At 68.9% G+C, this 12790-nt stretch carries 10 protein-coding genes; 1 reads left to right on the top strand and 9 read right to left on the bottom strand.

What is annotated here, in order from left to right:
* Positions 1-15 precede the first annotated feature (15 nt).
* The 9 genes from CKW28_RS00350 to CKW28_RS00310 form a co-directional block, all read right to left on the bottom strand.
* The gene (locus tag CKW28_RS00350) at positions 16-303 is read right to left on the bottom strand and encodes a WXG100 family type VII secretion target (protein WP_003925706.1); all 288 of its coding nucleotides are present in this window, start codon (positions 301-303) and stop codon (positions 16-18) included.
* Between the two features lie 30 nt (positions 304-333).
* Positions 334-636, bottom strand: a complete 303-nt coding sequence (locus CKW28_RS00345) for a WXG100 family type VII secretion target (protein WP_003925705.1) — start codon at positions 634-636, stop codon at positions 334-336.
* Between the two features lie 86 nt (positions 637-722).
* Positions 723-2030 (bottom strand): PPE family protein, encoded by a 1308-nt coding sequence (locus CKW28_RS00340; protein ID WP_040547006.1) that lies wholly within the window; start codon positions 2028-2030, stop codon positions 723-725.
* A 45-nt stretch (positions 2031-2075) separates the two neighbouring features.
* On the bottom strand, positions 2076-2372 hold the full coding sequence (locus CKW28_RS00335) for a PE family protein (RefSeq protein ID WP_040547004.1): 297 nt from the start codon (positions 2370-2372) through the stop codon (positions 2076-2078).
* 171 nt (positions 2373-2543) lie between these two features.
* Positions 2544-4301 (bottom strand): type VII secretion protein EccCb, encoded by a 1758-nt coding sequence (gene eccCb, locus CKW28_RS00330; protein WP_003925702.1) that lies wholly within the window; start codon positions 4299-4301, stop codon positions 2544-2546.
* Positions 4301-6529 (bottom strand): type VII secretion protein EccCa, encoded by a 2229-nt coding sequence (eccCa, locus tag CKW28_RS00325; RefSeq protein WP_003925701.1) that lies wholly within the window; start codon positions 6527-6529, stop codon positions 4301-4303. The genes eccCb and eccCa overlap by 1 nt, the downstream gene beginning before the upstream one ends.
* A complete protein-coding gene (gene eccB, locus CKW28_RS00320) occupies positions 6529-7989 on the bottom strand; it encodes a type VII secretion protein EccB (RefSeq protein ID WP_003925700.1) in 1461 nt (486 codons plus the stop codon). The genes eccCa and eccB overlap by 1 nt, the downstream gene beginning before the upstream one ends.
* Positions 7990-7992: 3 nt before the next feature.
* Positions 7993-9714, bottom strand: coding sequence for a type VII secretion AAA-ATPase EccA (eccA, locus tag CKW28_RS00315; RefSeq protein WP_003925699.1), 1722 nt, complete (start codon positions 9712-9714; stop codon positions 7993-7995).
* Between the two features lie 142 nt (positions 9715-9856).
* The gene (locus tag CKW28_RS00310) at positions 9857-10720 is read right to left on the bottom strand and encodes an ESX secretion-associated protein EspG (RefSeq protein WP_003925697.1); all 864 of its coding nucleotides are present in this window, start codon (positions 10718-10720) and stop codon (positions 9857-9859) included.
* Between the two features lie 624 nt (positions 10721-11344).
* Between CKW28_RS00310 and CKW28_RS00305 the strand changes: the two genes are divergently transcribed.
* Positions 11345-12790 (top strand): MinD/ParA family ATP-binding protein, encoded by a 1446-nt coding sequence (locus tag CKW28_RS00305; RefSeq protein WP_003925696.1) that lies wholly within the window; start codon positions 11345-11347, stop codon positions 12788-12790.

Below are 12790 nucleotides of genomic sequence, written 5' to 3'. Positions count from 1 at the left end.
GCGTGCTTCGTCGTGTTAGGCGAACATCCCGGTGACGCCGGCTTCGGTCTGCGCCATGTTGGCACCGGCCTCGCTGATGGTCTGGGCCAGATTCTGCAGGGCCGCGTTCAACTCGGCCGACACGCTGTCCCAGCGCATCTGCACGGCCTGGTAGGCCTCCGAACCCGAGCCGCCCCACGCCGAGGCCAGCGCTGCGAGCGACGCCTTGCCCTCATCGAGCAGCCCGGCGGTGGTGCCCACGGCGGCGTGGATCTCACCCGCGCCGCCCTCGATACCGGCGAAATTCCAAACCTGTTGCGACATTGATTACTCCGTTCGGTTGAGTCGTGATGGTCAGAGGTTCATCGCCTGCGCCAGCGCGGCGGCCTGATCGTCGTCGGTGGCGCTGTACTGCACACCCGAGGTGTGGATGTTGGCCGAAATGTCGTTCAGCTCCTGCACCTGACGCTGTGCGGCCTCCTGGAAACGGAGCAGCGCCTGCTGGGCGGCAGTGCCCGCCGCACCGACCATCTGCGCGGCCAGCGCGCTCGCGGTGGCGTCGACCTGCCCCATCACGCCCTTGAGCTCACCGGAGATCCGTTCGAAGTTCGCTGCCTCCTTGGCGAGGACAGCGGCATCGGTATTCATCTGTGCCATGCTGGATTCTCTTTCTCTTCTTCCTTTGTCCTCACCACGGGGGCGAGTCTCACCGGCCGGGTGGCCGGAAAGTCTGGTCGGGACGACTACCAGTCGTCACCCTCGTCTTCGCTCAGGTCCTGGACGAGCGGGGCGGGCGCCTTCAGCCCGGACTTGGAGCCGCCGCTCTTCTGGTTCTGGCCCATCGCCGCCATCGGCGCGCCCATACCCCCACCGCCGATCGGCGCCGGCCCGGTCCCCGCGCCACCGGCCACCGCCCCGGTCGGAGCGGGCGCCGCCGTCGGGTTCTGGTGCCCGAGCAGGTTCGAGATCAGCGAGGTGGTGGGCGACGTTCCGCCGAGGCCCGGCAACGACGCCGCCCGCACCAGACCCGCGCCGGTGGCCGGGCCCGATCCACCGGCCAGCGGATGGTTGGAGAACGGGCTGGCGCCGATCAACCCGATCTGCGCGCTGTCGCCACTGCCCATCCCGCCCATCTGCCCGAACACCGACGACACCTGCTGCAGCGGTGCGGTCAACTGCTGCATGGGCTGGCTGATCATCTGGCCGGCCTGCTGCGGCAGCTGTGCCAGCGTCGACCCGAGCTGGCTGCCCATCTGCATGCCCATCTGGACACCCTGCTGCAACTGCTGCGGCTCGGACCGGGTGGCGCTCTGGTGGGCCAGGTTCTCGGTCTTCTGCACCGTTCCCTCGGCCCGCTGGGCGGCCATGTTGCCCTGCGCCACCGCCCGGCCCGCCTGCAGGGCAGCCGACTCCACCGTCGCCTGCGCACTGACCTTCGCGAACACCAGGTCACGTGCCGCCGCAGCCGGCGCCATCGCCGCCGCCTTGCCCAGCGCCCCCGCGACCGCGGCCTCCCCGACGCCCGGGATCACGATCGGCTTCATCGGCATGATCGGCTCGAACAGGATGTTCATCGCCGTCTCCGCCTGATAGACGTCCATCGCGCCGGCCGCCTGATTCCACATCCGCACGAAGTAGTCCATCTCGTTGATGCCGATGGGAACCGTGTTGATGCCGAGGAAATTGGTGGCATGCAACACCGCACGGGTGATGTGGTTCTGCTCGATCTCCGCCAGCGGCGGCGTGGTCGCCATCGCGGTGGAGTAGGCCGCGGCCTGCGCCAGCGCCTGCGCGCTGCGCTTGTGCGCCTGCGCCGACACCGTCCGCAGCCACACGATCATCGGGGTGATCGCCGCGATCGCGCGTTCACTGGCGCCACCGGTCCAGGCCCCCGCCAGTGCGGCGAGGCTGCCGGCCAGTTCGTCCGCCTGCGTCTCCAGGGAGATCGCGAACGCCTCCCACCCGGCGGCGGCCTGCAGCATCGGCGCTGTGCCGGCACCTGCCATCAACCGCGAGGTGTTCACCTCGGGGGGCATCGCATGCCAGAACATCGACGGAGCTCCTGGAACGTCGTGGGCGGTTCTCTACCGTGCGGGTCAGGCCAGGGTGCCGGCGTTCGCGGCGTCGACGGCGTCGTAGATGCCGGCGATCTGAACCACCGCGGCACCGGCCCGGGCCAACTCCTCCTGCGCGAAGGTGTTCAGCGCGAGCGCTTCCATCCCCTCTTTCGCGAACGCGGCCGCCGCCTGCGCGGACACCTCATCGGCGCCGGCCGGCACCAACGCGGTCACCTCGGCGGAGGCGGCGGTGCCGACGGCCAGGCCGCGGGTTCCGTTTGCGATGACCTGGGAGCCGATTCCCACAGCGCCCGAATCATGAGTCATAGGTTGCATTTGCGCCTGGCTCCTTGATGGGTCGAATTGACTGGACATCGATATGTACCGGTACGAAATGACGCTTGCCTGGGCGTCAATACCGGCTCCCCCGAATTGTTTGCTGACGCCTCTCAGCGACCGTTGCTGAAAGAGTCTGGGTAGATACTAACCGCCATTGCGGGGTGGTCGTCACACTTCTTCTTCCGGGGCCTCCACATACGCGGCCTGGATGACCTCCTTCGCATCCGGCGTGACCAGGAATGCCTGGCCAGGCGGCCTTTTCTTGACGATGATGTCGCGGGACGGGAAATCGTTCTTCTCGCCGGACAGGAACATCGTCGGGGATCCCGCGCCGAACGCGGCGCCGACGAACTTGTCCATGGTCGCCTTGTGGGCCTGACTCATCTGACAGGTCACGATGATGTGCAGGCCGATGTCGGCCGACGCCGGCAACAACGGGGCCAGCGGCGTCATCGGCGACATCATTCCGCTGGCCGCGACGATCATGTGCCAGTCATCGACCAGCAGCACCACATCCGGGCCGCTCCACCAGGACCGCGACCGTAATTGCGCGGTCGTCAGATCCGGTGGCGGCAGCCGCTTCTTGAGATTGGCCGCCAACGCCTTGATCGACTCCTCGAGCACGGTGTTGTTGCGGTTCACCGCCCCGGCGGCGAGCAGATGGCTCTCCGGCACCGCATCGAGCAACCCGGACCGGAAGTCGGCCAGCATGAATCGCACCTGATCGGGGCTGTTGCGCGCGCAGATCGCCTGCGCCAACGCATGCGCGATACGGGTCTTGCCCGATTTCGGCGCCCCGAAGATGATCTGGTGCGGGGTGATGTACATCTGGTTGTAGGCCACCGACAGGTCCGCCTCGCGAACCCCCAGCGGGATGGTCCAGCGTGTGCGGTAATCCGATTCCGGCCCAGGCGGATTCGGATCCAGCTGGTTGAGGTGGATACGCTCGGGCAGCACCCGCACCCGTGGTGCCACCTCGGTGTGCCGCGAGGCGATCCGCTCCACCGCGGCGGTGATCGCGGTGACCAGGTCGTCGGCGCTGTGCACCCCGTCGAGCCGGGGCACCCCCATCATCAGATGGTGCTTCTCCATCGAGATCGCGCGGCCGGGCCGGTCCGCCGGGATCTCCCGGGTGATCCGGTCGATCTGGGTTTCGTTGACGTCACCCAGCCGGAACTCGACCTTGGTGCCCAGATAGTCGCGCACCCGTGACTTCAACTCGGTCCACCGCGGGGTGGAGATGACGGTGTGCACCCCGAACGCCAGACCCTGACCGGCCAGATCCTGGACCACCGGCTCCAGATCCGGGAACTCCGACACGAACGCGGGCCAGCCGTCGATGACCAGGAACAGGTCGCCGAACGGATCCTTGGACGCCGGGTTGTTCGGGTCCTCCCGCATCTGCCGGTACTGCTCCATCGAGCCTACGCGCAGCTGCTTGAAGATCGCTTCGCGTTGCCGCAGAACCGCTTTCACCTCGGCGATGACCCTGTTCACCCGGTCCGGCTCCGAACGGGTGGCGACGCCTCCGACATGCGGCAGATCCTCGAGGTACATCAGCCCGCCGCCGCCGAGGTCGACGCAGTAGAACTGCACCTGCCGCGGCGTGTGGGTGGCCGACGCCGACAGGATCATGGTCTGCAGGAACGTCGACTTGCCGGTCTGCGGGGCGCCTCCGATCGCGATGTTGCCACCCGCCCCGGACACGTCGATACCCCACACCTCCTGGCGGTGCCGGCGGGGCTCGTCCATGACGCCCAGACCGAACCACAGCGGGCGGCGGTTCGGGTCGCGGGCGATCAGCTCGTCGACCGGGGTCGGTTCGGCCAACGGCGGCAACCACATCCGGTAGGCCCGGTTCTCGCCCGTCGACAACTGGTCGAGAACGACCTCGCGCAGCACCCGCTGATTGGACGTGACGCTCATCAGTTCACCATCGCCTCGGGAATCGGTGCGCACGTGAACTCGCGGATCCGGACCCGCTGCCGCTCCGGCACCCGGGGTCTGGCCTCACCGTTCTCGGAGGCCGACGAGTGGGGGACGTACGGATTGCCGGTGTAGACGGTGCGGAACTTCACCGGATCCTCCATCCCGACCCGCAGGAAGCCCACGCCGCTCTCCTTGTTGGTGATGTACTGCGCCTCCGGCGTCCCGATCACGGCCTTGGACTCGGTGGAGCTGGTGGTGCGCAACGCGATGCGGTAGGTGAGGTTCGGTTCCAGCTTGTCGATGCGCACCCCGCCGGTGTTCAACGACTGGGTGGCCAGCAGCAGATGCACCCGCAGCGAGCGGCCCACCCGGCAGATCCGGTCGAACAGATTGATGAAGTCCGGATGGTTCTGCAGCAGCTCGGCGAACTCGTCGACCACGACGAAAAGCGTCGGCAGCGGCGGGAGATCGGCCCCCCGTTCGCGGTACTTCTCGTACTCGGCGACACCGGACAGCGCACCGGCGGCGCCGACCTGCATACCGGCCTGACGCAGAATCGACTGCCGCCGGTCCAGCTCGCCGGTGAGCACCTCGCCCATCCGGCTGACCAGTTCGGCCTCTTCCTCCATGTTGGTGACCACCGCCGCGGTGTGCGGCAGCTTCTCCATGCCCAGGAAGGTCGAACCGCCCTTGAAGTCGGTCAGCAGCAGGTTCACCTGATCCGGGTGATGCGTCGCCGCCAGCGACAGGATCAGGGTGCGCAGGAACTCCGACTTGCCCGAACCGGTGGTGCCGATCAGCATGCCGTGCGGACCGGCGCCGAACTCGGCGCCCTCCTTGATGTCGAGGTACATGATCTCGCCGGTCTTGAGTTCATGACCGAACGGGATCCTCAACCGGTCCCGGTCGGTGTCGGCGAACATCCGCCAGCGCGCCGGGGTGACCTCCTCGACCGACTGCGCGCCGACCAGCTGATGCCACTCGGTGGCCACCTTCTTCTGCACCCGCACGTTCTTGTCGATGATCGTGCCGGTGATCGACCAGCCCGCGAGCTTACGGGCGACATGGCCGGCCTGCTCCGGGGTCATCCGGTCGGCCACCGAGGTGACCAGCCGGAACGACTGCCCGGGCAGCCGGTCGTCGGCGGTGCCGTCGGCCGCCACCCGGATGCGGTAGTTGGAGCCGCGGTGGTTACCCAGGGTGAGCACGGTGACCCCGGCGCGGCCGTCCACCGGGAATCCGGCCTTCCCACCGGTCAGATCGACCACCACCACGTACGGGCCGGACGGCGCGGAGTCGGCGGTGTGCGGGCCGCGGGCGGCCAGATCGCTGAGCCCGTCCGGGCGGGTGAACACCATCCGGGTGGGACCGGCCGCGTCGGTGTCGGTCGGGTGCTGCACGTGCGGCAGCCACTTGATCCAGGACCACTCCGGATCCTCCGGGTTGTCGGTCAACACCCGGATCTGCAGCAGGTCCGGCGGATGGAACACCGCCAGATGGCAGATCATCGCGGTCAGCAGCCGCGCCGCGCCCTCCGGGTCGCCACCGATCGCGATGGTCGGAAAGGTCCGCAGCTGAACGAGTTTCGGGCAGTCGTGGATCAGACCGTGGGTGCGCAGGAACTTCGTCACCCACATGTGGCTTACCGGTTCCAGGTGCGGTTGCGGTGCGCCCTGCGGGCCGACCAGCTCCGCCCCCACCGACGGTTTGAGCAACCGGTCCACCGCCGGTTCGGAGCCGATCCCGATCCGCACCGCGGCGTAGAAGTCGGCGTTGGTCTGCCGTGACCACTGCCGGTGGGTGCCGACGATCGACAGCAGATCGTCGGGATGCGGTGCGTGGTAGGCGAAGAACGTCACCTGGGCGGCCGCCGACGAGGTGACCCGGTTGCGCAGCCCGGCCAGATACCGCAGATACTCCTTGCGGTCGGCGTTGATCTCCGGCACCCGCTTGCCGCCCGGCCCGCCGCCGGCCATGAAACCGACCGTGGCCATCACCATCATCAGCGGCATCATCAGCATGTACGGCGACAGGTTCCGGATGCCGGTGAACACCATGATCGCGATCATGCCGAGCATGCAGCCGCCCATCACCCACGGCAGAGCCTTCTGCACACCCGACGGCGGGATCTCGACGCCGAGGTCTTCCGGTGGGGTGACGTTGATCTCGCCGGGCGTCAGCCGCGGCCCGCGTTTGATGGTCGGGGTGAACTTACGGGTCGTCATCAGCCGCCTCCGGGACCCGGCGCCGCCGCGGCGCCGTCGGCGATCTTGCGGGGATGGGGATTTCCGGGCAGCACATCGTGTTCCACCAGCGCCGCCGCCTTGGACAGCACCGGTCCGTCCACCAGCAGGCTGACCACCTGCCAGGGCGCGGTCGCCGGACCGTGCAGGCCGAGGTAGCCGGCGGTGTCCTCGTCGGGTAGGCCGTACCGCACGCCCTGCGGGTCGATGTAGTACAGGCTCTCGCCGTACCGCGGATCCGGCGACTGCAACCGGATGTACTGGCCGCCGGCCAGATACACCGTGGCGTCACCACCGATCTGGTCGATACCGCGGTTCATCGCCGACGGGGCGATCGGCAACCGCCGGCCGGCAATCACCGTCGTCTCGGGCGCCTGGTCACCGGGTTCGCGCTGCCAGGACCAGCACAGTGTCGGGGTCTCCTCGCGCAACAGCATGTCCAGCGGACGGTCCGGCAGCGGTGAGACGAACACGTGCTCCGGGATGCGCGCCACCACGCTGGACTCGATGGTCGGCGGCATCACCAGCCCGTAGGAGTTGCGGGCCCGCAATGCGGCCGCGGTGGTGTTGTTGACCCGGGCCACCCCGTCCGGCAACACCACATAGTGCTGTTCGGAGTCGGTGACGGTCTTGAACACCGAGCCGATAACCAGATGCTCCGGCAGCCCAACGGTATTCGGCGCGCCCGCGGCCGGCACATCGGGCACCTGCCAGGGCCCGGCGTTGGGCAGCGCGTTGAACAGGCCCGTGGAGATCGGGGTGGCCCGCGCCGTCACCGGGATGCCGACGGCCGAGGTGACCGCCCGGTCGGCCAGATCGATCGAATGCCGGCCCCGATCGGTGACCAGCCACGGCTTGCCCTGATAGGTCACCAGCATGCCCTGGTTCGGGTTCATCGGTCCGACCGCGGTGTCGGTGGCCAACGGCAGCACCAGCACCGACGTCCGCAACGTCGGGCTCACACTCTCCGGTCTGGTGACGGTGTCGCACAACGTCCACGTCGACTGCGGCGCGGCCAGCGGGGTGGCGTACGGCGCGCCCGGGATGCCGATCGGCTGGCCCTTGGGCATCCGGTCCAGCTCTTCGGATTTCACCGCCGACGGGGTGGCGTTGTTGGCCAGCACCAGCCGGGCCGAGGTCAGGTTGTACACCGGCCGCAGCTGATCACTGCCGGGCAGCGTCACATAGAGCTGATTGGTGGTGCGGTCCACCAGCAGGGTGTCACCGCCGCGTTTCCCGAGCGGCTTGAAGTAGGCCAGCAGCACCGCGCCCAGGCAGATCAACACCGAGATGACGATGCCGGCCTGCACCGCCCGGCTGTAGAACTGCAGCGGGTCGTCGAACATCCGGGTGTCCCGACGCACGATCGCGTGCTCGACACGGCGCAGCAGAAACCGCCAGCCGCTGACCTGGACCTTGGTCGTGAGTCGGAATCCCGCCATCGCCTACTCGCTGATGTTCAGCCGCGCGTGTACATCGGCGATGGCCGCGGCCATGTCGTCGCCGCTGATCTCGCTGAGCTGCTCGACGCCCAGGCTCTCGATGTCCGGCAACCGGGACAACCGCATGTCGCGGTTCTGCTCCCCGGCCTCCACCAGTTGCCGCGCGTAGCGGCCGTTCCCGGCGATGTCCAGCGCCGGCTTACCGTTCAGGGTGCGCTGGCTGAGCAGCGTCGCCGCATCCAGCACCCGCTTTGCCGCCTCGTCGCTGAGGGACGAGTCATTGCCGGCGGCGAGCACCGTCGCGATCTCGACGATCTCATCCGGGCTGTACGAGTCGAACTCGATGCGGGTGGCGAACCGGGACCGCAGACCGTCGTTGGCCTCCAGCAGCCGGTCGATGTCGGCGCTGTAGCCGGCGATGATCACCACCAGCCGGTCCCGGTCGTTCTCCATCCGGGCCAGCAGCGTGTCCAGCGCCTCGGTGCCGAACGGGTCGGCGCGGCCGTCGCGCTCCTGCACCAGGGTGTACGCCTCGTCGATGAACAGCACCCCACCGAGCGCGCGGTCGATGGTGCGGGCCGTCTTGACCGCCGACTGACCCTCGTACTCGGCGACGAAATCCTTCCGCGACGTCTCGACCAGCTTCGGCTCGCTGATGACGCCGAGCCCGGCCAGGATGTTCGCCACCACCCGGGCGATGGTGGTCTTGCCGGTGCCCGGCGGCCCGGCGAAGATCATGTGCTTGGAGGTCTGGGCGACCTTCATCCCGCGGGCGGCCCGCAGCTTGGCCATCTGGGTGGCGGCCCGATACGCCTCGATCTGCTGCTTGACCCGGCCCAATCCGATCTGACGGTCCAGTTCGGCCTGTGCCTCGGCGAGCAGCTTCTCCCGCCCGGAGGTGTCGGCGACCACGCTGGACGGATCCCACGGATCGGTGCGCGACGCGATCTTCTCCGGGGTGGTGGTCTCCAACCGGTAGTTCGGATCCCTCAGCGCCGCAGCGACTTTGGGCTCCGGATGGGTGGCCTGCAGCCACTCCAGCAGGGCCACGGCGGCGTCCTCGTTGCCCTGGCTGCGCCGCGTCATCGCCAGATACCAGGCGATCGCCGGGGCGCACGCCTGACCGGCCGGCGACGCATTCGACTCGGTGAGCCGGCGTTCGGCCTCGGTGAACAGACCGAGGTTGGCGGCCGCGACCCCGTGGGCGACCCCGCCGGCGGCGGCCAGCACCTTGTCCGGCCAGCCGGAGGCGCCGCGGACCTCGTCGATCACGTCGGTCCACCGTTCGGCGGCCGCGTAGATCACCGCCTTGACCCAGGCCACCAGGTGCTCGGCCCCGTTGGCCTGCACCTCCTCCAGCGCCTCCATCGCGTCGGCGTAATTGCCCTCCGCGGCCTCGTTGACCGCGAAACCCATGGTGATCGCCAACGGCGAGTTGATCGGATAGGTGATGTCACCGAACAGCCCGCCGATCGGGATGCGGGCGTTGACGCTGTTCATCGAGATCTCGGCGGCGCCGGCCAGCTGACCGAAGTTGGTGCGCGAATACCAGGCCCGGAACAACGTCACCCGGTCGGTGTCCCCGCACCGGATGCGGCCCACCCAGGCGTCGCACGCCGACTCGTCGTAGTTGGTGATCTCGGTGAACAGCTCCAGCGACCGCTCCGGGGCGCTGGGCAGCATGCCCACCGCGCTGCCGAACAGACTGGCCAGGTGATCACTCATGCGCGCCGGCCGATCCGGTCGCGGCGCGGGCCGGCCTGGTCGGAGAACGACATCGTCGCGACGATCTCCGCCCGGAGATCATTTCGTGTCATCGTGGTCACCTTGTCATCGCTCGATCTGGACAGCGCCCCAGTTTGATGCCTCAGTTCCATTGCGTCCCATCGGAATACGCTGTGTCAGCATCGGTGTGCTCGAACCAGTTGCCGGCGGGCAGGAACCCGACCAGCGCCTCCAGCGAACGTTGCAGGTTCTCCTGGGTGCCGGGCAGGAAGCTGCCGTAGAGTTCGCCGTTCACCCGACGGGGCAGCGACACGATCCGGCCCTGCCGGGAATCGAGCACACCGGCGGCGACGTCGGTGTAGGTGGTGGTTCCGCCGGGGTGGCGTTCGGCCGCGGTGATCTCCACCCAGCCGGCCGGGTCGGCAATGATCTCCGAGTAGGTGCGGGCCGAGGCCTGGTCGATGCCGTATTGCGCCAATTCGCTTGCGGTGCGGCACTCCGACAGTTTGCTGGCCAGCCCGGTCAACGGTTCCACGTCGGCCGGGGCGGCGGGACCGAGCATCGCCGTCACCATGCCCGCCAGCCCGACCTGTGGGGCGATCCGCTGCAGCACCAGCAGATCGCCGTCGCGGGCGGCGATGACGTGGCGGTCGCCTTTCCGGCACACCACGAAGCGGATCATCTTCTCCCCGACGTCGCGGCGCCACCACCGGCCGTCGAGGGTGCGGTCCGGCCGGCTCAGCGCGTCGACCATGGCCGCGACCTCCGGGTGCGGTCTGCCGTGGGCGTCCAGCACCTCCTGGGCGGCGAGATCGCGTGCGACCTGCGCCCACACCCGTTCCCGGATGTCCTCCTGCGGGATGTTGGGCCGGATTCCGAGGGCCGGCGGGAAGTCGGTGAGATGCAGGCGGTCGGCGATGACCAGGATGCCGTCGATGGTGACCTCCACCCCGACCACATCATCGATGTGCGAGGCGTTCGGATTGAGCGACTGCGGGACCGACATCGTCTCACCCGATCGCGTTGCGCGAGCCGAACGGTGCCGACGTGGCGCGGTGTTCGCCGACCATGAACGTTCCCCTCCAGTTGTTCCCTTGTCGCGGCGCGCGGACGCGGCGAGCGTTCCCCCGAACCGGCCGACCGCTTGCGAGGACTTTGCGGTTGCTTCGCGGCGCGCGTCGCAACCGTCGACCCGTTCCGTCCCGGAGGCCCCGTCACCGCAAAGGAGCGTACCAAGGATTCCGACCACCGGAATACATGAATTCGCCAAGACCATCCGCGGTGGTCGTCACATTTCAGCTATTCACAGTGAGGCGATATATCGCATGTGGAACACCTCGTCGCACGCTCACAGCGAAGATACACCTCGGTCGGGGGATGTGGCACGGCGCACTCCCCCGTCGGACCGCGGCCTGGAACTTCTTCAGTGGGACGTCCCTGCCACTGACGGCACAGGTGCGCCGCAAATGCGGTGCCGGTGCCGGTGGCGACGGGGGATGTCGCCCGATTCCGGTTTGCTGATCGGCTGCCCAGCGCCGTCAGCAGTCCGCGTTTCACGTGTGGTTGATACTGGAGGCACCGGCGTCACCCGTTCTGGGCGATGCCGGGCGAGATGCGAAAGGGAGATGCAGTGACCGATCGCGACGACTCCCTGCGGCGCGAACTGGGCTGGACCGGCCCGGAGGAGCGCAACTACGAGCCGCAGGCCAGTGCCGAGCCGGCACCGCCCCCGAAAGCCCCGGTGCCGTCCCGCCCGCCGGTGGACTATCCGCCGCCGGGCGGCGCCGACAACTCCACCGACCCCCAGTCCGCACCCACCGGACCGAACCGGATCCCGGACCCGTCGGCGACCGACGTGACCCGGCCGGTCGACCCGATACCCGGGCTCTTCCGCGATCGTCAATCCCCCTACGGTCCCGGAGCTCCCCGCCCCGGCCAGCCGCAGGGCCAGGCACCCGGCCGCGACCCCCGCTCGGCGCCGCCCGCGGAACACGCTCCGTGGCCGCCGCAGCCCGGATGGCCGAACCAGCCCGGTCCCCCACCCGGCGGTCCGGCGCCCGGCCAGCCACCGACCGGTCCGGGATGGTCGGGCGGTTACCCACCCGGTCCGCAGGCGGGCCCGACGTCGTACGCCGACCGGATCCGGCCCGCGGATCTGATGCCGCCCCGGCGGATCCCGCCGAGCCGCGGTTGGCGCCGGCTGCTGTACCGGGCCTCGTTCGGGTGGATCAATCCCGGCCGGTCGTCGGACGAGATCCGCGAGGCCGAACTCGAAGCCAAGATCAAAGGCCCGCTGCGGGGTCACTTCAAGGTCGGGGTGATGGGCAAGGGCGGCGTCGGGAAGACCACGGTGTCGGCCAGCGTCGGCTCGGTGTTCGCCGAACTGCGGCAGGACGACCGGGTGGTGGCCATCGACGCCGACACCGCGTTCGGCAAGCTCGGCAGCCGGGTGGACCCGAAGGCGCAGAGTTCGTACTGGGAACTCGCCTCCGATCAACAGCTCGAGACCTTCGCCGATGTGCGCAACCGGGTCGGCAACAATGCGGCCGGCCTGTTCGTGCTGGCCGGGGAGACCTCGCCGGCGCGGCGGCGGGTCCTCGACGCGGCGATCTACCGGGAGGCCACCTCGCGGTTGGACCGCCACTTCACCGTCTCGATCGTGGACTGCAGTTCCACCATGGACTCGCCGGTCACCCAGGAGGTGCTCAAGGACCTCGACGCGCTGATCGTGGTGTCCTCACCGTGGGTGGACGGAGCCGCCGCGGCCGGACAGACGCTGGACTGGCTCAACGCCCGCGGGCTGACCGATCTGCTCCGCCACACCGTGATCGTGCTCAACGACTCCGACGGGCACGCCGACAAGCGGACCCGTTCGATCCTGGCGCAGCAGTTCGCCAGCCAGGGCCAGCGGGTGATCGAGGTGCCGTTCGACGGGCACCTGCGGCCCGGCGGGGTGATCAACGGGACCAGCGAGATGTCGCGGCAGACCCGACGGCGGTTCATCGAGATCGCCGCCGCGCTGGCCGAGTTCTATCCGACCCAGGACGACCGCGTCCGCGAACGCGCGGTGCTCTGA

The organism is Mycolicibacterium thermoresistibile, assembly GCF_900187065.1.
Classification (GTDB): Bacteria; Actinomycetota; Actinomycetes; order Mycobacteriales; family Mycobacteriaceae; genus Mycobacterium; species Mycobacterium thermoresistibile.
Note: the sequence above shows the minus strand (reverse complement) of the source record. Positions and strands in the feature narration are given on the sequence as shown.